Origin of the sequence: Aminobacter sp. AP02 (assembly GCF_003148805.1) — a bacterium.
GTDB lineage: Bacteria > Pseudomonadota > Alphaproteobacteria > Rhizobiales > Rhizobiaceae > Aminobacter.
On record NZ_QGGX01000003.1, the window covers coordinates 173,911 to 196,769 of the forward strand.

Below are 22,859 nucleotides of genomic sequence, written 5' to 3' on the forward strand. Positions count from 1 at the left end.
CGAAAAATTCACCGCGTCCAAGGCAAAAGGGCCGGTTATCCCAGCCTATCGGCCCAATCAGATCATCGCCATGCCGCCATTTACATGGATTGTCTGGCCGGTGACATAGGCTGCTTCGTCAGAAGCAAGATAGGCGACCGCCGAAGCAACTTCCTTGCCCGTGCCCATGCGCTTGGCCGGGATCGCGGCCATGATCGCTTCTTTCTGCTTGTCGTTGAGCTTCTCGGTCATTGCCGATTCGATGAAGCCGGGCGCCACGCAGTTGACGGTGATGTTGCGTGTGGCGATCTCCTGGGCGAGCGACTTGGAAAAGCCGATCATGCCTGCCTTGGAGGCGCAGTAGTTGGTCTGGCCGGGATTGCCGGTGACGCCGACGACCGAGGTGATGTTGATGATACGGCCATGGCGGCGGCGCATCATCGGGTGCGTCAGTTCGCGCGTCAGGCGGAACATCGCCGTCAGGTTGATCTCGATGACGCTGTCCCAGTCGGCATCCGACATGCGAACGAACAGGCCGTCCTTGGTGATGCCGGCATTGTTGACCAGGATGTCGACGCCTTCGAGGTCGGCCTCGGCCTTCTGGCCCAGCGCCTTGACCTCGTCGCGGTCGGCGAGATTGGCCGGAAACAGCTTCACGCGGTCGCCCAGTTCGCTGGCCAGAGCCTCCAGCTTTTCAATCCGCGTGCCGTGCAGGCCAACGATGGCGCCCTGCTTGTGCAGGATACGGGCGATTTCTTCGCCGATGCCCCCGGATGCGCCGGTGACGAGTGCCTTGCGGCCGGTCAGATCGAGCATTTTTTCAATCCCTCTGAGAGAACACCCTTCACACGGGTGGGGTCGTTTGAATTTCAGACGAGCGCGGCGATCGCCGCGTCGACGTCGGCCGGGTTATTGACCGCGGCTGTCGCGATGTCCTTGTTGATGCGGCGGGCGAGACCCGACAGCACCTTGCCGGCACCCACTTCATAGAGCGTGGTCACGCCATTGGTGCCGAACCACTCGACGGTCTCGCGCCAGCGCACGCGGCCGGTGACCTGCTCGACGAGACGCGCAGCGATCTCTTCGGGGTCGGTGATCGGCTGAACCGAGACGTTGGCGACGACAGGAACGATCGGCGCATGCTTCTTCACGCCCGCAAGCGCTTCGCGCATCCGTTCGGCCGCCGGCGCCATCAGCGCCGAATGGAAAGGTGCGGACACCTGCAGCATCAAGGCCCGCTTGGCGCCCTTTTCCGTGCACAGCTTTGCCGCGCGCTCAACCGCTGCCTTCTCGCCCGAGATCACCAGCTGGCCGCCGCCATTGTCGTTGGCGATCTGGCAGACCGAACCCTGGGCGGCCTCGGCACAGGCAGCTTCGACGTCGGGCTGCTCCAGTCCGATGATGGCAGCCATGGCGCCCTGCCCGGCCGGCACCGCAGCCTGCATGGCGTCGCCGCGGATGCGCAGCAGGCGCGCCGCGTCGGCGATCGAAACAAAGCCTGCGGCGGCAAGCGCCGAATATTCGCCCAGCGAATGGCCCGCGACATAGGACACCTTGTCTTTCAGCGACAGGCCGCGCGATTCCAGTGCCCTGAAGGCCGCCATCGAAACTGCCATGAGCGCCGGCTGGGCGTTTGCTGTTAGCGTCAGCGTCTCCTCTGGCCCTTCCCAGATCAGCTTCGACAGCTTTTCACCGAGTGCATCATCTACTTCTTCGAATACGCGGCGCGCCTCGGGGAAAGCATCGGCGAGTTCCTTGCCCATGCCGACGGCCTGGCTGCCCTGTCCGGGGAAAGTAAATGCAACGGCCATGTTGTTCTCCTGGCTACCAGCGCACCGGTCCAACCTTGAACCATGACGCGGTCTTGTCACTTGAAGCGCACTACGTGTCCGGGGGACGCGCAGAACGCCATATCATGGTGCCTCTGGCGCAATGAACACCGCCAAGTCAAGTGTTGTGCGACTTTGGACCGGTGTGGGGCAAATAATCACAGATGATTAATACGAAACACGTTTTGTTTGGCCCATCCTTCTCAATTTTGCCATATGCGCTAGGTTTTCGATGACCGTTTTGTGACAGCTGCGTGACGCGGCTGCCGAATGCCGGGGAAGTTGAGTTGGCAAAGCTAAGGACGGACGGCAAAGCCGTCGTCACAAATGACGAACACGAGGCCGAAGACGCGCTTGGCCGGCGTGACTATGCGCTGGGCGTGCTGCGCTCGGTCATGGTTACGCTCGCCGTTTCGGCGGTGCTGGTCTTTGCCATCGAACTGGTCGCGCGCGGCTCCTTCATCGACACCCTCAACTTCTTCCAGCAGCCATTCAAGCCAAGCTGGACGACGGTCGCCCTGTTTGCCCTTTTGATCATCGGCTTCGATGCCGTGCTCGGCCGCCCCTACAACGGCCTATTGATCGTCGCGCCCGTCGCACTTGTACTCGCCTTCGTCGGCCACCAGAAGTCGCTCTACCTCGGCGACCCGCTCTACCCGACCGATTTCCTCTATGCCCGCCAGATCGTAGAACTGATGCCACTGCTGGTGCGCGAGCGGCCAATGGCCGGCGTCGGCATCGTCGTCGGCCTGATCGCCGGCGTATCGCTGCTTGTCCTTGCCTGGCGCTACTGGCGCCGCCGCATGCCGGCGCTGACGTTTTGGGCGCGCATTTCGCGCCTTGCCATCGCCATCCCGACGCTGGCCTTCTTCGTGTCGATCATGGACTACGCGACCTTCTCGTGGACACGCGACCGACTCCAGATCATCCCGATGATGTGGGACCAGAAGGAAAACTACGCCTCCAACGGCTTTGCCATCGCCTTTGCGCTCAATGTGCCGATGGCCAAGGTCAAGGCGCCGCAGGATTATTCCGAAAAGGCCATCGACGCCATTGCGCGGCCCGAGAAGGCAGTTGCAACGCTGCCGGAGGAAAAGCCTGACGTCATCATCGTGATGAGCGAATCCTTCTGGGATCCGACCCGGCTGCCCGGCGTATCGATCACGCCGGACCCGATCCAGAACGTGCGGGCCTCGCAGTCCGGCCATGTCTTTTCGCCCGAATTCGGCGGCATGACGGCCAATGTCGAGTTCGAGGCCCTGACCGGCTTCTCCAACGCCTTCCTGCCGGCCGGCTCGATTCCCTATCAGCAATATGTCCGCGCGCCGGTGCCCTCGCTTGCAACCTTCTTCAAGAGCGAAGGCTACGAAACCCGCGCCATCCATCCGTTCGGCGGCTGGTTCTGGAACCGCGCCCCCGTCTACAAGGCCTTTGGCTTCGACGAATTCATGTCGGAAGAAAACATGCCGCCGCTCGAAAAGCGCGGACCGCTGGCATCCGACGCCGCCCTGATGGAAGAGATCATCCGCGAGGCCGACGCGACCGAGCATCCGTTCTTCTTCTTTGCGGTCTCGCTCCAAAGCCACGGCCCCTATGAGCCGAACCGCTACAGCGACACGACCCACAAGGTCGAGGCGGCAACGACGCCATGGGCGCGCGATTCGATCCTGACCTATGCCGAAGGTGCATCCGACGCCGACCGCGGGCTCAAGCGCCTGATGGACTGGGCCAGCAAGCGCGAGCGTCCGACCGTGATCGCCTTCTTCGGCGACCACCTGCCGCCGCTTGGCCCCGTCTATGTCGAGACCGGTTTCATGAAAGAGCCCGTCGCCAAGCGCAAGGCCGCGATCGGCGAGATGCTGGTGCAGCACGAAACACCGCTTGTCGTGTGGTCGAACCGCACCGGCGCTGCGCGCAACATCGGCTCGATCAGCCCGGCCTTCCTGCCGCTGCACGTGCTCGAGACCGCCGGCATCAGCCACCCCTACTACACCGGCTTCCTCGGGGATGTGCATGACCGCTTCCGCGTCGTCGACCGCAACGTGTTGCTGCCGCGCGAAGGCGAGTCGGTGTTCGACTGGTCGCGTCAGAAAGAGCTCGACCCGGCGATCCGCGATTTCCGCTGGCTGCAATACGACATGATGTTCGGCAAGCGCCGTGGCGCCAAGGGCTTCTTCCCCGAGACCGTCGACAAGGTCGTCGCCGACCGCACGCGCTCGCCGCTGTTCCTGCAGCCCGAGGCGCTCGGCTGATCTGCGAAAAACGCCGGCAAATGGCCAGTTTCTGCCGGATTCTTGGCTCGGCCCCTTGCCTTGGCGGCACTTAGCATGTAGACGCCCGCCATCTGCCGGTCCCAGCTGGGGGCTGAACGGAGGGCCGGAGGCTTTCTAGAAGGCCGCCGTGTGAAGCGAAAACGCTTCCGCCTCCCGTGTCTCCGCTCTCGACCGTCTCGTCGTGCACCTTTCTTCTCCTAAGGTGGCCAATTGGCTCTCGAAGGATCAGGGAAGTCGCAGAGGCTCTAGCCGCCGGGACCGGAAGATGGAAACGAAGAAAGGCAAAAACTATGGCTCTTTATGAACATGTGTTTCTTGCCCGCCAGGACCTCTCGCAGCAGCAGGTCGATGCACTTGTCGAACACTACAAGGGCATCATCACTGCAGCTGGCGGATCGGTTGGCCGGGTCGAGAACTGGGGACTGAAGTCCCTCACCTACCGCATCAACAAGAACCGCAAGGCGTACTACACGCTCATGGACATCACTGCACCGTCGGCTGCCGTTAAGGAAGTCGAGCGCCAGCAGGGCCTGTCCGAAGACGTCCTGCGCTTCATGACCATCAAGGTCGAGGCGCATGAAGAAGGCGTCTCCGCCATGATGCAGAAGCGCGAAGAGCGCTCCGAGCGTGGCGAACGCGGTGGCTTCGGCGACCGTCCGCAGCGCAGCTTCGGCGACCGTGACCGTGGCGACCGTGGTGACCGTGGCCCGCGCCGTCCGCGCGAAGGCTTTGAAGGGGGTGCAGAATAATGGTCGACATCAACCAGATCCCGACCCGTCGTCCCTTCCATCGCCGCCGCAAGACCTGCCCGTTCTCCGGCGCCAACGCTCCGAAGATCGACTACAAGGACGTGCGTCTGCTGCAGCGCTACATTTCCGAGCGCGGCAAGATCGTTCCTTCGCGCATCACCGCCGTCAGCCAGAAGAAGCAGCGTGAGCTCGCCCAGGCGATCAAGCGCGCCCGCTTCCTCGGCCTGCTGCCTTACGTGGTGAAGTGATATTCGTTCCGGCCCGGCGGCATCTGCCTCGGGCCGGAATACTTCCCTCTGCGACGGGCGCGGTCGGGTGAACCTCAAATCCCGGGTTGGATTTCCGCGGAAATCCTAACTGCCGCGACAGGCAGGACAGCGAAACCGGCGGCAACGCCCTTCTTGCTTCCTTGCCCGTTGAAATCAATTCGCTGCCTTTGCAGCCAACGAAAGGACAAGGAAAATGGACGTCATTCTCCTCGAACGCATTTCCCGCCTCGGCCAGATGGGCGACACCGTCAAGGTCAAGGACGGCTTTGCCCGTAACTTCCTGCTGCCCAAGGGCAAGGCTCTCCGTGCAAACGAAGCCAACAAGAAGAAGTTCGAAGGCCAGCGCGCTCAGCTCGAAGCCCGCAACCTTGAGCGCAAGGCCGAAGCACAGCAGGTCGCCGACATGCTCGACGGCAAGTCCTTCATCATCGTGCGTTCGGCTGGTGAAACCGGCCAGCTCTACGGTTCGGTCTCGACCCGCGACATCGCCGATCTGCTGATCGCCGAAGGCTTCACGGTTGCCCGCAACCAGGTCGAGCTCAACCAGCCGATCAAGACCATCGGTCTGACCAACGTCGCGATTGCCCTGCACGCCGAAGTCGAAGTCACCATCACGCTGAACATCGCGCGCACGGCCGACGAAGCCGAGCGTCAGTCGAAGGGCGAGACGCTGACCACCGCTGAAGCCATCTACGGCGACGACATCAACGAAAACGCCCGTCCGGACAGCTTCTTTGATCCGAACGAAGAAGAAGGCGACGAAGGCTGACCTAGCCCAAGCCCTTCCAATCCAGTTTTCTGGACCAAGCCCGGATGGCAACATCCGGGCTTTTTTTGTGCCAGCAGTGGAACTTGTCAGCCCCGTCACTATCTTCCAAGATCAGACTACAAGACTGACCTTTATCGCGAGCACGCCATGAACATGTTGTTGCAGCGCATCGTCGGTAAACTTGTGCGAACCGGCAATCTGACAGTCACCGGCCCAAACGGGCGATCGCATCGTTTCGGCGACGCTACCGGCGAACCGGTACATTTGCTGATCAAGACAAGGCGCGCCGAAAGCGCCATTACGCTCGACCCCATGCTGGCCCTGCCTGAAGCCTACATGGACGGCGACGTCGACATCGTCGGCGGCGACGTGCTCGGACTGATGCGGGTCGTCTTCCAGAATCTCGGCAATGGCAGCATCGACACCGCCTGGACGAAAGCGATCGACAATCTGAGGCTCGCATTCCGGCGTTTTCAGCAGGTCAACACCGCCACGCGCGCCAAGCGCAATGTCGCGCGGCACTACGACCTGTCAGGCGATCTCTATAGGCTCTTCCTCGACAGCGACATGCAGTATTCCTGCGCCTATTTCGCCGACCCCGACATGACGCTGGAAGAAGCCCAGATCGCCAAGAAGGCTCATATCGCCGCCAAGATGCGACTGAAGCCGGGCCAGTCAGTTCTCGACATCGGCTCAGGCTGGGGCGGTCTCGGTCTCTATCTCGCCCGCAGTTTCGAGGTGCAGGTGCTCGGCGTCACGCTATCTGGCGAACAGCACGCGGTCGCGACCGAGCGCGCGCATGAAGAAGGGCTGGATAACCACGTCCATTTCGAGATCAAGGACTATCGCGACCTGGTCGAGCGCTTCGACCGCATCGTTTCGGTCGGCATGTTCGAGCATGTCGGCGTCAACCACTACCGCACCTTCTTCGACAATGTCGCCAAGCGGCTCAAGCCCGATGGCGTCATGGTCCTGCATTCGATCGGCCGCGCCGGCCCACCGGCTTCGACCAGCGCCTTCATCCGCAAGCACATTTTCCCCGGCGGCTACATTCCGGCCTTGTCCGAGGTGCTGCCGGCCATCGAAAAGGCCGGGCTGATGGTCACCGATGTGGAGATACTGCGGCTACACTATGCCGACACGCTAAAGCATTGGAGCGTGCGTTTTGCAGCCAATCGCGACAAGGCCAAAGCGATCTACGACGAGCGCTTCTGCCGCATGTGGGAGTTCTATCTCGCTGCCTCCGAGGCTGCCTTCCGCTGGCAAGACCTGATGGTCTTCCAGATCCAGCTTACCCACCGCAACGACACGCTACCGCTGACCCGCGATTATATCGGCAAGTGCGAGAAGGCGCTCGCCATGCATGAGATGGCCCACCGCAAGAGCGAACCGTCACCCAAGAACAGTCGCCGCAAGAAGGTGGCGGACAAGGGGTAGCCTTGCATCGACCTTATCGAACATAAGAAATGGGCCTGATGCTGGCGCATCGGCCCGAGGATCGGATTTGATTTCCGGTAAGGGCAAATGCGAAGTGGTAGAGCGTTTTCTTTGTGCGGCGCTCCGACAACACGGACCTTACCGATGACCTACGCCATCTACGCCGCTGCGGCCCTCGCCGAGATCGCCGGGTGTTTCGCCTTCTGGGCATGGTGGCGGCTGGAGAAGTCGCCGCTCTGGCTCGTGCCGGGCCTGCTTTCGCTCATCGCCTTCGCCTGGCTTTTGGCGTTGGTCGAGACTGATGCCGCCGGACGCGCTTACGCAGCCTATGGCGGCATCTACATCGCTGCTTCGCTCGGCTGGCTCTGGTTCGCCGAGGGCATCCGGCCTGACCGCTGGGACATGATCGGCGCCGTCATCTGCGTTGTCGGCGCCTCGATCATCCTGCTCGCGCCGCGAAGCGCGTGACACGCCCGACCGAAACGGGGTCGGCGCGATTGGACCTTGGCAATTTCAGTGCCTTTCCAGATTTTCCTGTTTTGTTCTCATCGAACCGCCGCTAGAATCGCATCGATTCGCGTCAACGTGATTCTGCCTCCATGGACCCATGCCTGTGGACGAGTGTGAATAGTGGTGGCCAGTGTAATTGGCGATGCGGATTGTGTCTCGGCTCTGATACTGGAGATGCGCGGTAATAGATTGGGGACGACATTGGCTGAGGCAGCGCGCAAATTCGAAGTGGCGGAAACCCCGCTCTACCGGGAGGCCCCGAACAACATCGAGGCCGAGCAGGCACTGTTGGGCGCGATGCTGGTCAACAACGACGCCTTCTACCGCGTCTCGGACTTCCTCAAGGCGACCCATTTCTACGAGCCGTTGCACCGCAAGATCTTCGAGGTCGCGTCCGAACTCATTCGCATGGGTAAGATGGCGAACCCGGTGACCCTGAAGACCTTCCTGCCAACCGACGAGAAGATCGGCGACATGACGGTCATGCAGTATCTCGTGGCGCTTGCTGCCAACGCCGTCACCGTCATCAACGCCTCCGACTATGGCCGTGCGGTCTACGACCTCGCCACCCGCCGCGCGCTGATCGCGGTCGGCGAGGACATGGTCAACATCGCCTATGACGCGCCCGTCGACATGTCTCCCGCCGAGCAGATCGAGGATGCCGAGCGCCGCCTGTTCGAACTTGCCGAAACCGGCCGCTATGACGGTGGCTTCGAAAGCTTCTCCGACGCGGTCAAGACCGCCATCGACATGGCCAGTGCCGCCTACATGCGCGACGGCCATCTGTCTGGCGTCGCCTCCGGCCTGCAGGACCTCGACGCCCGTATGGGCGGCTTGCAGTCCTCCGACTTGATCGTGCTCGCCGGTCGCCCCGGCATGGGCAAGACCTCGCTCGTCACCAACATCGCCTTCAATGTCGCCCACGCCTATGTGCCGGCGCAGCAGGCCGACGGCTCGTTCAAGGCCGAAAACGGCGGCGTCGTCGGCTTTTTCTCGCTCGAAATGTCGTCCGAGCAGCTGGCCACACGTATCATTTCCGAACAGGCCGAGGTGCCCTCCTCCAAGATCCGCCGCGGCGATCTCACAGAAGCGGATTTCGAAAAGCTGGTCAGCTGCACCCAGACGCTGCAGAAGATCCCGTTGTTCATCGACTCGACCGGCGGTATCTCCATCGCCCAGTTGTCGGCCCGTGCCCGTCGCCTCAAGCGCCAGCGCGGCCTCGATTTGATCATCATCGACTATATCCAGCTGATGCAGGGCTCGTCGGCCAAGTCGTCGCAGAACCGCGTGCAGGAAATCACCGAAATCACGACCGGCCTCAAGGCGCTGGCCAAGGAACTCAACGTTCCCATCATCGCGCTTTCCCAGCTGTCGCGTCAGGTCGAAAGCCGCGACGACAAGCGCCCGCAGCTCTCCGACTTGCGTGAATCGGGCTCGATCGAGCAGGACGCCGACGTCGTGATCTTCGTCTACCGCGAGGAATACTACCTCAAGAACAAGGAGCCGAAGCCCGGCACCGACGAGTATCTGAAGTGGGAAGGCGACATGGCCGAAGTGCGCGGCAAGGCCGAAGTCATCGTCGCCAAGCAGCGTCACGGCCCCACCGGCACCGTCAGCCTGGGCTTCCAGGGCGAGTTCACCCGCTTCTTCGACCTCGCCCCCGAGCATCATTTGCCCGACAGGTTTGGCGAAGAGTAGGCCTTTGGCAGACAGCGTATTCCGCGGCCTTTCCCAACCAGCATTGCAGCAACCCGCCCATGGCTAAAGCCCGCGTCCAATTCATCTGCCAGAACTGCGGCGCCGCGCATCAGCGCTGGGCCGGCAAGTGCGATTCCTGCGGCGAGTGGAACACGCTCGTCGAGGAGGGCACCTCCGGCGGCATCGGATCCGGGCCCGGCGCGCTCAAGAGCGCGCGCAAGGGCCGTGCCGTCACGCTGACCTCGCTCGACGGCGAGATCGAGGATGCACCGCGCATCGTCTCTGGTATCGGCGAACTCGACCGCGCTACCGGCGGCGGTTTCGTGCGCGGCTCCGCACTGCTGATCGGTGGCGATCCGGGCATCGGCAAATCCACCTTGCTTACCCAGGCAGCAGCGGCACTTGCGGCGCGCGGCCACCGAGTCGTCTATGTCTCGGGCGAAGAAGCCGTTGCGCAGATCAGGCTGCGCGCCCAGCGCCTCGGCGTCGCCTCGACACCCGTCGAACTCGCCGCCGAGACCAATGTCGAAGACATCTTGGCCACCATCGCCGACGGCAAGCGGCCTGACCTCGTCATCATCGATTCGATCCAGACGCTGTGGACCGACCTCGCCGATTCGGCACCTGGCACCGTCACCCAGGTACGCGCGTCGTCGCAGGCGATGATCCGCTACGCCAAGTCGACGGGTGCCGCCGTCGTGCTTGTCGGCCACGTCACCAAGGAAGGCCAGATCGCCGGCCCCCGCGTGGTCGAGCACATGGTCGACGGCGTTCTCTATTTCGAGGGCGAAGGCGGCCACCATTTCCGCATCCTGCGCACGGTCAAGAACCGTTTCGGCCCGACCGACGAGATCGGCGTCTTCGAAATGTCCGACAAGGGCCTGCGCGAGGTCGCAAACCCCTCCGAACTGTTTCTGGGCGAACGCCACGCCAAGGCGCCGGGGGCTGCCGTCTTTGCGGCGATCGAGGGCACGCGACCGGTGCTGGTCGAGATCCAGGCGCTCGTCGCGGCTTCGACGCTGGGTACGCCGCGACGTGCCGTCGTCGGCTGGGATTCCTCGCGCCTGTCGATGATCCTCGCGGTTCTCGAGGCCCATTGCGGGGTGCGTTTTGGCCAGCACGACGTCTATCTCAACGTCGCCGGCGGCTACCGCATCTCGGAGCCTGCTGCCGACCTGGCGGTAGCTTCCGCACTGGTTTCATCGCTCACCGGTCTTGCCCTCCCCGCTGATTGCGTCTATTTCGGCGAAATCAGCCTTTCAGGCGCCGTAAGGCCGGTTGCGCATGCGCAGCAGCGCCTTAAAGAGGCCGAAAAGTTGGGCTTCGGAAGGGCCGTGCTGCCCTCCGGCAGTGGGGAACTCGCAGGTGGAATCGGAGCCGGATCGTTCCAGCCGACCGCACTCGCGGATCTGGTGGCGCGAATAGCCGGCTCAAGGCGAAGCCGCGCGGAAGAGACGGATTGAAGCCGTCGCCATGGAGTGAGTGGACACGATGCCGATTACACTGCTTGACGGAATTCTAGTCGGCTTCACCCTGGTCTCGGCGATGCTCGCCATGGTTCGAGGCTTTTCCCGCGAGGTGCTTTCGATTGCCTCCTGGGCGGCAGCGGCTGCCGCGGCGTTCCTCTTCTACAAGCCGGTCATTCCCTACGTTCAGCCCTATATCGACAATGAAAAGGTCGCGATGGCCGCTGCCGCCGGCATCGTCTTCATCATCGCGCTGATCGTCGTTACCATCATCACCATGAAGATCGCCGACTTCATCATCGACAGCCGCATCGGCGCGCTCGATCGCACGCTCGGCTTCCTCTACGGTGCAGCGCGCGGCATCCTGGTCGTCGCCGTCGGCCTGCTGTTCTTTAACTGGCTGGTCGGCACCAATGCGCCGACGTGGGTCAGCGAAGCCAAGTCGCGGCCCCTGCTCGAAAGCATCGGCACCACGATCGAAAACATGCTGCCAGAGGATCCCGAAAACTCGATCCTCAAGAAGCTCAAGCCGCAAGGCGCAGAGCCGGAAGCAGGCACGGCGACGCCGCCCGCCGACGCTCCGGCCGAAGGCGAGGCCGACACGCCGGCCGAACCGGCGCCGACCAACAACTGACGATCATGTGAGAGGCGGGGAAGTTCCGTTGCCCTTCCCGCCTCTTGGCACTATATAGCGTTTTTGCGACGAGAGGCCTCGCCCCATGGCAGACGCATCGACCGCCCTTTCAGCGGAAGCAGACGACCATTTCCACGACGAATGCGGTGTCTTCGGCATCTTCGGCCGGCAGGACGCTGCGGCAATCGTCACACTGGGGCTTCATGCACTCCAGCATCGCGGCCAGGAGGCAGCCGGCATCGTCAGCTATGACGGCAGCCAGTTCCACGTCGAGCGCCATGTCGGCCTTATCGGCGACACCTTCACCAAGCAGCGCGTCATCGACAGCCTCAAGGGCAACCGCGCCATCGGCCATACCCGCTACGCCACGACAGGTGGCGCGGGCGTGCGCAACATCCAGCCTTTCTTCGCCGAGCTCGCCGATGGCGGTTTCGCCGTCGCTCACAATGGCAACCTGACCAATGCCATGACCGTGCAGCGCGCGTTGCAGAAGCAGGGCTCGATCTTCTCGTCGACCTCCGACACTGAGACGATCCTGCATCTGGTCGCCACGTCCAAGGAACGCGACCTCAATGCGCGCTTCATCGATGCGGTGCGCCAGGTCGAAGGCGCGTTCTCCCTGGTCGCCTTGTCGTCCAAGAAGATGATCGGCTGCCGCGATCCGCTCGGCATTCGCCCCCTGGTGCTCGGCGATCTCGACGGCGCCTGGATCCTCGCCTCCGAGACCTGCGCGCTCGACATCATCGGCGCGCGCTTCGTTCGCGACCTCAAGCCCGGCGAAATGGTCATCGTCACCTCCAAGGGTATCGAGAGCATCTTCCCGTTCGAGCCGCAGAAGCCACGCTTCTGCATCTTCGAGTATGTCTATTTCGCCCGACCAGATTCCTCGGTCGAGGGCCGCAACGTCTATGACGTGCGCAAGCGCATCGGCGCCGAACTCGCCTTGGAAAGCCCAGTCGACGCCGACATCGTCGTGCCGGTTCCCGATTCCGGCACTCCGGCCGCGATCGGCTTCTCGCAGCAGGCGGGCCTTCCCTTCGAACTCGGCATCATCCGCAATCACTATGTCGGCCGTACCTTCATCTCGCCGGGCGATTCCATTCGCCACATGGGCGTCAAGCTGAAGCACAATGCCAACCGCCGCATGATCGAGGGCAAGCGCATCGTGCTGGTCGACGATTCGATCGTGCGCGGCACCACCAGCCAGAAGATCGTGCAGATGGTGCGCGACGCCGGCGCCAAGGAGGTGCACATGCGCATCGCCTCGCCGCCGACCCGCGCCTCCTGTTTTTATGGTGTCGACACGCCGGAAAAATCGAAGCTCCTGGCCTCGCGCATGACCATCGAGGAGATGGCCGAGTTCATCCGCGTCGATTCGCTCGGTTTCCTGTCGATGGACGGCCTCTACCGCGCGGTCGGCGAGGCGAGCCGCAACGACGAGCAGCCGCAATATTGCGACGCCTGCTTCTCCGGCCAGTACCCGACCCGACTGGCAGACCTCGAAGGCACCGACAACGTGCGTTCGCTGTCGCTGCTCGCCACCGGCGGGCTGTAATCACCGCTTCATCAAGCGGCTTTCTGCGCGGAAGCCGTTTGATCTTTCCAGACAAAGCCATGCGTTAACGCGAGCCGTTTGCCCGGTCCGTGGACGGCTGCGTAGAGCAGTCCGGCCAGGAAGGTGAAGTGATCTACGAAGAATCCGAACTCGGCCTGGCTGTCCTGCCAATGCGACGGGCCGTGGAAGGCGAAAGCCAGGAAGATCACGTAGATACCGGCGAGCAACGCAGCTTCTGAAAAGAACGCCCCGGTCAGGAAGGCCAGCACCAGCGCGGTCTCGAAGAAGGCCGCGAGCCAGGCCAGAACAGCGGGAACGGAAACCCGGCCGCCGCGATGTAGCCGGCCGTTTGATCCATGCCGGCGAACTTGAATGTCGCGGCCATGGCAAAGACGCCGGCGAAGATCAGTCTGGCGATGAGGATTGCAACGGTTCTGCCCATAAGTCTCTCCTCGAAGATGACATCGTGTACCGAGGACGCATGACATCGGGCGATGCCGACATCGGGGGTAAAAATCGTCAGGTGCAGCACCGAGTCGAGGTTCAATCGGCGTTGCGGGGTTTTGTTCCTGATGAAATCGTCCTATCAGGCAGCGGACCGACAAGATCGAACTGGATGCCATGATGACAACCACTCCCGACCTCTCCGGCCGCCTCGCGCTCGTTACCGGCGCATCGCGCGGTATCGGCTACAACACAGCCAAGCAGCTTGCCGCGGCAGGTGCCCATGTCATTGCGGTGGCGCGCACGGTCGGCGGCCTGGAAGAGCTCGACGACGAGATCAAGGCAGCCGGCGGCCAGGCGACCCTGGTGCCGCTCGACCTCACCGACATGGCCGGCATCGACCGCCTCGGCAGCTCGATCAACGACCGCTGGGGCAAGCTCGACATCCTGGTGGCAAACGCCGCCGTGCTCGGCGTCATCTCGCCCATTGGCCATGTCGAGGCCAAGGTTTTCGACAAGGTGATGGCCGTCAACGTCACCGGCACCTGGCGACTGATCCGCTCGGTCGATCCGCTGCTGCGCAAGTCGGATGCCGGCCGCGCCGTCATCGTAAGCTCCGGCTCGGCCCATTCGGCCCGCGCCTTCTGGGCGCCCTATGCCGCCTCCAAGGCAGCCGTCGAGGCACTCGCCCGTTCATGGGCCGACGAGACCAGGAATACCGCCCTGCGCGTCAACATCTTCGACCCGGGCACCAGCCGCACGGCGATGCGCGCGCTGGCCGTTCCCGGCGAGGACCCGGCAACCGTCACCCATCCGTCGGAGACGGCAAGCCATATCCTGCAGATGGTCGACCCTGCCCTCACCCGCACCGGCCAGATTTACCAGATCCGCGAACAGCGCTGGGTTTCGCACCAGAAACCCGCCTGACGCCACTTTTCTGCGCGACGCATAACGGCGGCAACGCCGCGATGCAGGCAACGATGTTGCCTTTTGTCGCGTTGACCACAGCTTGAGCGCATCGCTGCGATGCGTGGAATGGAAGTCGTTCAAGCGCCCGTGCGGGCGCGTCGTGCCGCATTGTGGGGGACATCTGCCGCATGACCACCGACCAGCTGATGTCCTTCGCCGTCATTGCACTGATGATGGCGGCATTTGTCTGGGGCCGGTTCCGCTACGATCTTGTCGCCTGCGGCGCGCTCATTTCAGCCGTAGCGGTCGGCATCGTGCCCCAAGCGGAAGCCTTCAGCGGCTTCAGCGACGACATCGTCATCATCGTCGGCTCAGCCCTGCTCGTCAGTGCCGGCGTCGCCCGGTCGGGCATCATGGAATATGCCATCCAGCGCTTCGCCCCTGACGTATCCAGCGTCAGGGCCCAGCTTGCACTGTTGGTCGTCATCGTCACCATCCTGTCCGCCTTCGTGAAGAACATCGGCGCCCTGGCGATCATGATCCCCATCGCCTATCAGTTCGCCCGCCGCTCCAACACCTCGCCCTCGGTGTTCCTGATGCCGATGGCCTTCGCATCGCTGCTCGGCGGCCTGATGACGCTCGTCGGCACCTCACCCAACATCGTGGTGTCGCGCGTGCGCCAGGAAATGACCGGCGATGCCTTCTCGATGTTCGACTTCACCCCTGTCGGCGCAGCACTTGCGGTCTCCGGCCTGGTCTTCCTGGTGCTGTTCTACTGGCTGCTGCCTGTCCGCACCCGCGCCTCGGCCTCGATCCACGAGGCGCTCGACGTCAACAACTACGTCACCGAGGCGCGGCTGGTCGCGGAATCCACCGTCGTCGGCAAGACGCTGGCCGATCTCCTGAAGCTCGGCGGCAGCCGCGCGGTGGTCACCTCGATCCTGCGTTCGCGCGCGCTGCACGTGACACCGTTCCCCGATGTCGTGCTGCGCGAAGGCGACATACTCTTGATCGAAGGCGCGCCGGAAGCACTCGACCGTATCGTCACCCAGGCCAAGCTCAGCGTCACAGGCAGCCGCGATTCCGCCGGCGGCAAGCATGCGGCAGCGTCCGTCGAGGCGATCATCGGCGAAAACTCCACCCTGATCGGCGGTTCGGCGCAGCGTCTGGCGCTCTACGACCGCTTCAACGTCAACCTGCTGGCCGTCAGCCGAAAGGGCGAACGCATCCAGGAGCGGTTGGGTGCCGTCATTCTGCGCCTCGGCGACGTCGTCGTGCTGCAGGGCAACCCTCAGACCATGCCCGACATCCTGCGCGAACTCGGCTGCCTGCCTTTGGCCGAGCGCCCGATCCTTCTCGGCAGCGTACGCCGCGGCATCGTCCCGCTCGCCATCCTGGTCGCTGCGATGGGCGCCACCGCGCTCGGCCTGCTGCCGGTGCCGCTCGCCTTCTTCACCGCCGCGGTCGCCATGGTGCTGTTCCGCGTCATCCCGCTACGCGAGGTCTATGCCGCCATCGACGGTCCGATTCTGGTGATGTTGGCCGCCCTGATCCCGGTCAGCGATTCGCTGCGCAGGACTGGCGCCACCGACATCATCTCGGCCTGGCTCGCCGAATTCGCCTCGACGCTGCCCCCCGCCGGCGCGCTGACGCTGATCTTGGTCGTGGCGATGGCAGTCACCCCGTTCCTCAACAATGCCGCAACCGTGCTCGTGGTCGCGCCCATCGCGGCAGGGTTCGCCACCACGCTTGGCTTCCGCCCGGAAGCCTTCCTGATGGCGGTTGCGATCGGCGCCGGCTGCGATTTCCTCACCCCCATCGGCCACCAGTGCAACACGCTGGTGATGGGCCCAGGCGGTTACAAATTCTCCGATTATCCACGCCTCGGCCTGCCGCTGTCGCTTCTGGTCATCGTCGTCGCCGTGCCGATGCTGATGCTCGTCTGGCCAATGTAGGCGACACGCAAGCGTGATTGGCCGTTGATTTCAGCCAGTCCTAGTTTGGCACCCTCAAATAATAATGTGGGAGGACCAAGATGAAACGCATCCTCATCCTGACTGCAGCGCTGTGGGCGGGCCTTTCGACGGCAAGTGCCCAGGACAATTCGATTAGCTTCTTCGTTACAAGTGCCGGTTCTGGCAAGGGCGCCAATCTCGGTGGCCTCGCAGGCGCCGACGCACTGTGCCAAAGCCTCGCGGAAGCGGCGGGCTCGGCCGGCAAGACCTGGCACGCCTACCTCTCCACCAAAGACGCCGACGCCAAGGACCGCATCGGCAATGGACCGTGGTTCAACGCCAAGGGCCAAAAGATTGCCGACGATGTCGCCTCGCTGCACAGCGACGCCAACAACATCAACAAAGAGACCGCGCTCGACGAAAAGGGCAACGTCGTCAACGGTCGCGGCGACACACCCAACCGTCATGATATCCTGACCGGCTCGAAGCCCGACGGCACCAGGATCGCCGAGCAGACCTGCGGCGACTGGACGCTCGACGGCACCGAGGGTGCCGCAATGATGGGTCACCACGACCGCATGGGGCTCGACGACTCGGCAGCGGCCAAATCGTGGAACTCCTCGCACGCCTCGCGCGGCGGCTGCAGCCAGGAAGCGCTGAAGGGCACCGGGGGCGACGGCCTGTTCTACTGCTTCGCCGCGAACTGACCCCGCAGAGGCAACGCCACCATCAGCGTTCGGCCGATACCGACAGTTCCGGCCGAACGTTCAGTGTCTGGAACACCACGCAGTATCGTTCTGTCAGTTTGATCAGCGCGTCTATACGCTGTTGCGGCTCGTCGGTGTCGAGCTTGAACGCGAGCCTTATTGCCCGAAAGCCGACCGGCGCATCCTTGGCCAGACCCAGCGTGCCTCGAAAGTCGAGATCGCCTTCGGCCGAGACCACAGCCTCGCCGAGGCGGAATTCAAGCGCTGTCGCCACCGCCTTCAAGGTCACGCCGGCGCAGGCGACGAGCGCTTCGAGCAGCATGTCGCCAGAGCATAGCTCCATGCCGCTGCCGCCCGTCGCCGGATGCAGACCGGCGGTCACGATCGCCCTGCCGGTATCGACCTTGCAGGCGATCGACTGGTCATCGACGGCCCCTTTTGCCTTGAGGGTTATCAAGGCGCGTCCGGCATCCTGGCGGTAGGCGTCCTTCATCGGCGCCTGCAATGCCTTCAGTTGTGCGGCATCCATCGTGTCCTCCCGGTTTTCTCGTCTTGCGATCCTATCATGCCCCCAAACTGAAGCGGCTCCTGACAGGAGGCTGGCAGTTGCCTCGCCATAGTCTAGGTTCCTACATCGGAGGCTCGGCATGGACAACGAGAGCAAGGCCACTTCGCAGCACAGGCTCGGCGTCGTGCTCATCGCCAGTTCGGCGGCGGTATTCGGCCTCGCCGGTATCCTCACCAAATCGATCGACGCCGATCCGCTGACGATCACGTGCTGGCGCGGGCTCGTCGGCGGGTTGCTGATCTCGGCCTACGTCATGTGGCGGCGGCGCGACGGGGGCGGCGAAAGCCTTGTGCTCGGCTGGCAGGGCTGGATGCTCGCCATACTCGGTACGTTTTCCAGCATCGCCTTCATCGCCGCCTTCAAGAATACCTATGTCGCCAATGTCGTGGTCATCTACGCCACCGTGCCATTCGTCGTGGCTCTGCTCGCATGGCTGATCGCAGGCGAAGCCTTCCGGCGCCAGACCGCGATTGCCGCCGCGGCGTGCCTGCTCGGTGTCGCTGTCATGGTCTGGTCCGGCCTTGGCGGCGGCCATGCCTTTGGCGACGCGCTCGCCATGCTGATGACCTTCACCTTCGCCCTTTACGCAGCGCTCGTGCGTCGCTTCCGCGAGGCATCGGTGGTGTGGGCCGCTGCGGTCTCGGCTTTTATCGGCATCATTCCAGCCTGGTTCTTCACCGATCCGCTCACCATTTCCGGAGCCGACCTAGCACCGCTCGCAGTGTTTGGCTTCACCTTCGCCCTCGCGGTCATTTTGTGGACGGAAGGCGCGCGGCGCATCCCGGCGGCCGAAGCGGGTCTTCTCGGCACAACCGAGGTGCCTTTCGGCATCTTCTTTGCATGGCTGTTCCTCGCCGAGTTGCCACCGGCTGCAAGCCTCGCCGGCAGCGCCATCGTGCTGGCAGCGGTGTTTTCCCACGCCTGGTACGACTGGGCCACCACACGGCGCTCGCCGGTCACCGTTGAAACATGAACCACAAAAAAACTTTGAATGCGCCGGAACCAAACCGCAGACTCCGCGTTCATACGCTCAGGACGGGTTGCCCCATCCCCCCATCCCCTCCACCCGTCCCTTTTCCTTAAGCCGGTCGCAAGACCGGCTTTTTCCTATCGCGAGGCCAGGGGATGGTGGATGACGATGCGCATTGACCTTGCGTCGTCATGGTCTAGTTTCGATGCCCGCGGTGGGCGACGCGTGCATCGGGAGGTGCGGCATGTTCCTGGCCAGTGCTGTTGTGCTCGGCGTCGTCGCGGCATGGATGATTGCCGCCGGTGTTTTGATGCATGGTCTCGGCATACGCTTCCGCCAGGCCCTGCTTTATCTGCCGCTCAAGCTGATCTACCGGGTCGACGACGGGGCCTTGCGCCAGGCACGCGCCGCCGACGCGCCGGTGATCTACGTAGTCTCGCATCAATCGCGCATCGAGCCGGCGCTGATGCTGTGTCTGCTGCCCGAGGACACGCTGCACATCCTCGACGAGGCATCCGCCCGCGCGCATTGGCTCGAGCCCTGGCGTGAACTCGGCCGTACCATCGCCTTCAACGCCGAGCACGTGTTCGTCAGCCGGCGCCTGGTGCGCGTGCTGCGCGGCAAGGGTCGCCTCGCCGTCTATCTGCCCGATACCGTCGAGCCTGACGTCAAGTCGTTCAGGCTGTTCCGCGCCGTCGCCCGCATCGCCATGCAGGCCGATGCCCGGATCGTCCCTATCTTCGTCAGTGGCGCCCGGCACCTGCCTTTTTCGTTGACACCGGCAGAACGCGCGCCACGCCGCTGGTTCCCGCGCCTCAGCATTGCCGCCCTTGCCCCTATGACCATGGCCGACCTCATTCAGCGCGCCGGCTATTCGCAAACCACCACCGCCAATGCCCTGTTCGACCGCTGCGCCGAAGCACGTCTTGCCGGCACCGACCTCGACCGGGGGGTGTTCTATTCAATGTGCGATGCTGCAAGCCGCTTCGGAGCCTCCCGACCCATCATCGAGGACGTCTTCAGTGGTTCCTTGAGTTATCGCAAGCTCCTGACCGGGGCGCGCGTGCTTGGCCGGCGCTTCGAGGCCATGTCCAGCCCAGGCGAAGCTGTCGGCGTCCTTTTGCCCAATGCCAATGGCGTGGTGCTGACGATGCTCGGGCTGATCTCGGCGTCGCGCGTCGCCGCGATGATCAACTACACCGCTGGCGCCGCCAACGTCGCCTCGGCGGTGAAGACCGCTGCTATCAAGACCATCGTCTCCTCGCGCGCCTTCGTGGCCAAAGCCGACCTCGGCGATGTCGTCGCCGCCGCCGAACAGGCCGGAGCCCGGATGATCTGGCTGGAGGAACTGCGCGACAGCGTCTCGGCCTTCGAAAAGCTTGCCGCCGCGCTGCAGTGGCGGCGAGCGCTGTATCAGCAGGACGCGTCCAAACCCGCCGTCATCCTGTTCACCTCGGGGTCGGAGGGCACACCCAAGGCGGTGGTCCTGTCTCACCGCAACCTCGTCGCCAACGCCATGCAGGCCGAAGCGCGCATCACCATCTCGCCGGCGGACAAGCTGTTCAACGTGCTGCCGGTGTTCCATTCCTTCGGCCTCACCGGCGGCACCATCCTGCCGCTGCTCACCGGCGTGAGGCTGTTCCTCTATCCCTCGCCGCTGCACTACAAGCTCATTCCCGATGTCGCGCGCAAGATTCGCCCGACAATCATGTTCGGCACCGATACCTTCCTCGCCGCCTATGCGCGCACCGCCGAAGATGGCGACTTCTCCAGCCTGCGCTTCGTCGTTGCCGGTGCCGAGCCGGTTCGAGCCGAGACGCGGCGCATCTGGCGCGAACGCTTCGGCGCCGAAATCATCGAAGGCTTCGGGCTGACAGAAGCTGCACCGGTCGTAGCCGTCAACACGGCGACCCATGGCCGCGACGGCACCGTCGGGCGCCTGCTGCCGGGCATGCGCATGCGTCTCGAGGAAATCGACGGCGTGGCCGAAGGTGGCCAGCTCTGGCTATTGGGCCCCAACCTGATGATGGGCTACATGACCGCCGACAGGCCGGGCGAACTCCAACCGCTGGAAGGCTGGCACGACACCGGCGATATCGTTTCGGTGGACCGGGAGGGTTTCATCACCATCCGAGGCCGGGCCAAGCGCTTCGCCAAGATCGCTGGCGAGATGGTGTCTTTGGGCGCAGTCGAAATGCTGGTGCAGGCCTTGTGGCCTGAGGAACGCCATGCTGCGGTTGCCGTACCCGACAAGCGCCGTGGCGAGCGCATCGTATTGGTGACCACCGCCGGCAACGCCGATCCCGAGACCTTGCGCCTTTACGGCAAGCAAGCCGGCGCCACTGAGCTGATGGTCCCTCACGACATCATCAAGGTCAGCGAGATTCCGGTGCTCGGCTCGGGCAAGACAGACTATGTCACCGCCCGCCGCATGGCGCTCGATCAGCTTGGATTGGCGGCGTAGCGCAGCGCCCAGATGGACGCTGGCGCGCTAGGCTTCCGGTCTGGTTTCGTCTGGTGTGGCTTCGGCCGCCGCCGCTTCGGCCGCCGCTGCGGCAGCGGCACCTTCGATCTTGGCGCGGCGGGCATAGGCGCTGGCGCTCAGCGGCAAGAACAGCATGTAAGCGCCAACCGAAGCCGACAGCGTCTGCCAGGGATAGACGGCGACAAGCAGCACGTAGAACACCGCCGCCAGCATCACCGGCAGCAGGTATTCGCGCCGGATCTTCAACGTCTTGCCGGAATAGATCGGCAGTCGGCTGACCAGCAGGAATGCGATGAGAATAGTGAAGCCGGTGGCGACATAGGCCGCGGTGCGGGTACCTTCGAAGCCGAGGAAACCGAGATACATCGGCAGCATCACCACAAGGGCGCCGGCGGGCGCCGGAATGCCGACGAAATATTCCGCCTGCCAGGCCGGGCGATCGAGATCCTCGTCCAGCACGTTGAAGCGCGCCAGGCGCAGGCCGCAGGCGATGGCAAACAGCAGGGTCGCGATCCAGCCCAGCGAACCGGCCTTGTCGAGCAGGTAGGCATACAGCACAAGCGCTGGCACAACGCCGAAATTGACGATGTCTGCAAGCGAGTCCATCTGCGCGCCGAATTTCGACGTCGCCTTCAGCATCCGTGCCAGCCGGCCGTCGATGCCGTCAAGGAACGCCGCCAGCAGCACCATCACGACAGCCGATTCGAAGCGGCCTTCGAAGGCCAGGCGAATGCCGGACAGCCCGGCACAGATCGCCAGCACGGTGATCAGGTTGGGCAGGACCATGCGCAGCGGGATCTCGCGAATGCGCGGACCGCCTCGGCCATGCGGTTCAAAGGGGTGGAACGATGACACCGCCGTCGCCCTCAGGAAACCCGCACCAAAGGTGCGTGGCTTGTGCCGCCGAAGTCGGCGAGGATTGTCTCGCCCGCAACCGCGGTCTGGCCGACAGCGACGCGCGCAACCGCCGAACTAGGCAGGAAGACATCGACGCGCGAGCCAAAGCGGATCAGGCCAAAACGCTCGCCAACGGCGATGTTGCCGCCGACATCGGCCCAGCACAGGATGCGCCGTGCGATGAGACCAGCGATCTGCACGGCTGCCACCTGGCCATGCGGGCTGTCGATGACAATGCCGTTGCGCTCGTTTTCCTGGCTCGCCTTGTCGAGTTCGGCGTTGAGGAACTTGCCCGGACGATGCTCGATGCGCACGATCTTGCCGCGCACCGGCGCGCGGTTCACATGCACGGAAAAGACGTTCATGAACACCGAGATGCGGGTCATCTCGGCGGTGCCGAGGCCAAGCTCGCGCGGCGGCACGGCGGGACCGACTGCCGACACCACGCCATCGGCGGGACTTATGACCAACTTGTCGTCGACAGGCGTAACGCGCTCGGGATCACGGTAGAAATAGGCGCACCAGGCGGTCAAAATCGCCCCGATCCAGAACAGCGAAGTAGAAAAGAAACCCAGCAGGACGGTGACCGCCGCAAATCCGGCAATGAAGGGATACCCCTCGCGATGGACCGGAACGAAGGCGTTGCGGATCGTGTCGGCTATGCTCATGAAGGGGATGCCGTTGCTGTTGAAGTCTGGGAGTGCTTACCGGAAACGACGCCAAGCCGCAACGCGGCATTGGCGACGCCCACCGCTA

At 63.6% G+C, this 22,859-nt stretch carries 20 protein-coding genes and 1 pseudogene; 15 read left to right on the forward strand and 6 right to left on the reverse strand.

All coding sequences use genetic code 11. The annotated features are described in order from the left end of the window. Positions 1-57: 57 nt before the first annotated feature. The gene (gene fabG / locus C8K44_RS04690; protein ID WP_109574605.1) at positions 58-795 is read right to left on the reverse strand and encodes a 3-oxoacyl-[acyl-carrier-protein] reductase; all 738 of its coding nucleotides are present in this window, start codon (positions 793-795) and stop codon (positions 58-60) included. 53 nt (positions 796-848) lie between these two features. Next, positions 849-1,790 carry an ACP S-malonyltransferase gene (gene fabD, locus C8K44_RS04695; protein WP_109574606.1) on the reverse strand — a complete coding sequence of 314 codons (942 nt, stop codon included), beginning with the start codon at positions 1,788-1,790 and terminating at the stop codon, positions 849-851. A gap of 413 nt (positions 1,791-2,203) precedes the next feature. Between fabD and C8K44_RS04700 the strand changes: the two genes are divergently transcribed. The 10 genes from C8K44_RS04700 to purF all read left to right on the forward strand — a co-directional run bounded on the left by C8K44_RS04700 (position 2,204) and on the right by purF (position 13,168). Then, the gene (locus tag C8K44_RS04700; RefSeq protein ID WP_109574803.1) at positions 2,204-4,060 is read left to right on the forward strand and encodes an LTA synthase family protein; all 1,857 of its coding nucleotides are present in this window, start codon (positions 2,204-2,206) and stop codon (positions 4,058-4,060) included. 311 nt (positions 4,061-4,371) lie between these two features. Then, positions 4,372-4,830 carry a 30S ribosomal protein S6 gene (gene rpsF / locus C8K44_RS04705; RefSeq protein WP_109574607.1) on the forward strand — a complete coding sequence of 153 codons (459 nt, stop codon included), beginning with the start codon at positions 4,372-4,374 and terminating at the stop codon, positions 4,828-4,830. Continuing rightward, a complete protein-coding gene (gene rpsR, locus C8K44_RS04710) occupies positions 4,830-5,078 on the forward strand; it encodes a 30S ribosomal protein S18 (protein WP_018427106.1) in 249 nt (82 codons plus the stop codon). The genes rpsF and rpsR overlap by 1 nt, the downstream gene beginning before the upstream one ends. 214 nt (positions 5,079-5,292) lie before the next feature. Continuing rightward, a complete protein-coding gene (rplI, locus tag C8K44_RS04715) occupies positions 5,293-5,868 on the forward strand; it encodes a 50S ribosomal protein L9 (protein WP_109574608.1) in 576 nt (191 codons plus the stop codon). 147 nt (positions 5,869-6,015) lie between these two features. After that, positions 6,016-7,305 (forward strand): cyclopropane-fatty-acyl-phospholipid synthase family protein, encoded by a 1,290-nt coding sequence (locus C8K44_RS04720; RefSeq protein WP_109574609.1) that lies wholly within the window; start codon positions 6,016-6,018, stop codon positions 7,303-7,305. Positions 7,306-7,449: 144 nt separating this feature from the next. Then, complete coding sequence (locus C8K44_RS04725) at positions 7,450-7,773, forward strand: YnfA family protein (RefSeq protein ID WP_109574610.1); 324 nt, start codon at positions 7,450-7,452, stop codon at positions 7,771-7,773. A 243-nt stretch (positions 7,774-8,016) separates the two neighbouring features. Beyond that, positions 8,017-9,513 (forward strand): replicative DNA helicase, encoded by a 1,497-nt coding sequence (locus C8K44_RS04730; RefSeq protein ID WP_109574611.1) that lies wholly within the window; start codon positions 8,017-8,019, stop codon positions 9,511-9,513. A gap of 59 nt (positions 9,514-9,572) precedes the next feature. Beyond that, entirely contained in the window at positions 9,573-10,976 is a 1,404-nt protein-coding gene (gene radA / locus C8K44_RS04735) for a DNA repair protein RadA (RefSeq protein WP_109574612.1), read from the forward strand. Positions 10,977-11,004: 28 nt separating this feature from the next. Further along, positions 11,005-11,613, forward strand: coding sequence for a CvpA family protein (locus tag C8K44_RS04740; protein WP_109574613.1), 609 nt, complete (start codon positions 11,005-11,007; stop codon positions 11,611-11,613). Between the two features lie 85 nt (positions 11,614-11,698). Beyond that, positions 11,699-13,168 (forward strand): amidophosphoribosyltransferase, encoded by a 1,470-nt coding sequence (gene purF / locus C8K44_RS04745; protein ID WP_109574614.1) that lies wholly within the window; start codon positions 11,699-11,701, stop codon positions 13,166-13,168. Positions 13,169-13,179: 11 nt separating this feature from the next. Here the strand turns inward: purF and C8K44_RS04750 are convergent. Then, positions 13,180-13,610 (reverse strand): annotated as a pseudogene (locus C8K44_RS04750) (DoxX family protein). A 182-nt stretch (positions 13,611-13,792) separates the two neighbouring features. Here C8K44_RS04750 and C8K44_RS04755 point away from each other — a divergent pair. The 3 genes from C8K44_RS04755 to C8K44_RS04765 all read left to right on the forward strand — a co-directional run bounded on the left by C8K44_RS04755 (position 13,793) and on the right by C8K44_RS04765 (position 17,183). Then, on the forward strand, positions 13,793-14,539 hold the full coding sequence (locus C8K44_RS04755) for an SDR family NAD(P)-dependent oxidoreductase (RefSeq protein WP_109574804.1): 747 nt from the start codon (positions 13,793-13,795) through the stop codon (positions 14,537-14,539). Positions 14,540-14,709: 170 nt separating this feature from the next. Then, on the forward strand, positions 14,710-16,476 hold the full coding sequence (locus tag C8K44_RS04760; RefSeq protein WP_109574615.1) for an SLC13 family permease: 1,767 nt from the start codon (positions 14,710-14,712) through the stop codon (positions 16,474-16,476). Between the two features lie 80 nt (positions 16,477-16,556). After that, positions 16,557-17,183, forward strand: coding sequence for a hypothetical protein (locus tag C8K44_RS04765; RefSeq protein ID WP_109574616.1), 627 nt, complete (start codon positions 16,557-16,559; stop codon positions 17,181-17,183). 22 nt (positions 17,184-17,205) lie between these two features. Here the strand turns inward: C8K44_RS04765 and C8K44_RS04770 are convergent, their stop codons facing one another. Continuing rightward, the gene (locus tag C8K44_RS04770) at positions 17,206-17,712 is read right to left on the reverse strand and encodes an OsmC family protein (protein WP_109574617.1); all 507 of its coding nucleotides are present in this window, start codon (positions 17,710-17,712) and stop codon (positions 17,206-17,208) included. A gap of 118 nt (positions 17,713-17,830) precedes the next feature. Here C8K44_RS04770 and C8K44_RS04775 point away from each other — a divergent pair, with 118 nt between their 5' ends. Both C8K44_RS04775 and C8K44_RS04780 read left to right on the forward strand, forming a co-directional pair. Continuing rightward, positions 17,831-18,724: a DMT family transporter gene (locus tag C8K44_RS04775; RefSeq protein WP_109574618.1), complete on the forward strand. Its 894-nt coding sequence runs from the start codon at positions 17,831-17,833 to the stop codon at positions 18,722-18,724. A gap of 241 nt (positions 18,725-18,965) precedes the next feature. Beyond that, positions 18,966-21,185 carry an AMP-binding protein gene (locus C8K44_RS04780; protein ID WP_109574805.1) on the forward strand — a complete coding sequence of 740 codons (2,220 nt, stop codon included), beginning with the start codon at positions 18,966-18,968 and terminating at the stop codon, positions 21,183-21,185. A 27-nt stretch (positions 21,186-21,212) separates the two neighbouring features. Here C8K44_RS04780 and pssA read toward each other — a convergent pair whose 3' ends face one another. Both pssA and C8K44_RS04790 read right to left on the reverse strand, forming a co-directional pair. Further along, complete coding sequence (gene pssA / locus C8K44_RS04785) at positions 21,213-21,992, reverse strand: CDP-diacylglycerol--serine O-phosphatidyltransferase (protein ID WP_109574619.1); 780 nt, start codon at positions 21,990-21,992, stop codon at positions 21,213-21,215. 80 nt (positions 21,993-22,072) lie between these two features. Then, a complete protein-coding gene (locus C8K44_RS04790; RefSeq protein ID WP_109574620.1) occupies positions 22,073-22,771 on the reverse strand; it encodes a phosphatidylserine decarboxylase in 699 nt (232 codons plus the stop codon). Positions 22,772-22,859: the final 88 nt, after the last annotated feature.

Bases quoted from the DNA above. Each gene is read 5' to 3' on its own strand.
- fabG (WP_109574605.1), bottom strand. From the start codon at position 795: ATGCTCGATCTGACCGGCCGCAAGGCACTCGTCACCGGCGCATCCGGG.
- fabD (WP_109574606.1), bottom strand. From the start codon at position 1,790: ATGGCCGTTGCATTTACTTTCCCCGGACAGGGCAGCCAGGCCGTCGGC.
- C8K44_RS04700 (WP_109574803.1), top strand. From the start codon at position 2,204: ATGGTTACGCTCGCCGTTTCGGCGGTGCTGGTCTTTGCCATCGAACTG.
- rpsF (WP_109574607.1), top strand. From the start codon at position 4,372: ATGGCTCTTTATGAACATGTGTTTCTTGCCCGCCAGGACCTCTCGCAG.
- rpsR (WP_018427106.1), top strand. From the start codon at position 4,830: ATGGTCGACATCAACCAGATCCCGACCCGTCGTCCCTTCCATCGCCGC.
- rplI (WP_109574608.1), top strand. From the start codon at position 5,293: ATGGACGTCATTCTCCTCGAACGCATTTCCCGCCTCGGCCAGATGGGC.
- C8K44_RS04720 (WP_109574609.1), top strand. From the start codon at position 6,016: ATGAACATGTTGTTGCAGCGCATCGTCGGTAAACTTGTGCGAACCGGC.
- C8K44_RS04725 (WP_109574610.1), top strand. From the start codon at position 7,450: ATGACCTACGCCATCTACGCCGCTGCGGCCCTCGCCGAGATCGCCGGG.
- radA (WP_109574612.1), top strand. From the start codon at position 9,573: ATGGCTAAAGCCCGCGTCCAATTCATCTGCCAGAACTGCGGCGCCGCG.
- C8K44_RS04740 (WP_109574613.1), top strand. From the start codon at position 11,005: ATGCCGATTACACTGCTTGACGGAATTCTAGTCGGCTTCACCCTGGTC.
- purF (WP_109574614.1), top strand. From the start codon at position 11,699: ATGGCAGACGCATCGACCGCCCTTTCAGCGGAAGCAGACGACCATTTC.
- C8K44_RS04755 (WP_109574804.1), top strand. From the start codon at position 13,793: ATGACAACCACTCCCGACCTCTCCGGCCGCCTCGCGCTCGTTACCGGC.
- C8K44_RS04760 (WP_109574615.1), top strand. From the start codon at position 14,710: ATGACCACCGACCAGCTGATGTCCTTCGCCGTCATTGCACTGATGATG.
- C8K44_RS04765 (WP_109574616.1), top strand. From the start codon at position 16,557: ATGAAACGCATCCTCATCCTGACTGCAGCGCTGTGGGCGGGCCTTTCG.
- C8K44_RS04770 (WP_109574617.1), bottom strand. From the start codon at position 17,712: ATGGATGCCGCACAACTGAAGGCATTGCAGGCGCCGATGAAGGACGCC.
- C8K44_RS04775 (WP_109574618.1), top strand. From the start codon at position 17,831: ATGGACAACGAGAGCAAGGCCACTTCGCAGCACAGGCTCGGCGTCGTG.
- C8K44_RS04780 (WP_109574805.1), top strand. From the start codon at position 18,966: ATGTTCCTGGCCAGTGCTGTTGTGCTCGGCGTCGTCGCGGCATGGATG.
- pssA (WP_109574619.1), bottom strand. From the start codon at position 21,992: ATGGTCCTGCCCAACCTGATCACCGTGCTGGCGATCTGTGCCGGGCTG.
- C8K44_RS04790 (WP_109574620.1), bottom strand. From the start codon at position 22,771: ATGAGCATAGCCGACACGATCCGCAACGCCTTCGTTCCGGTCCATCGC.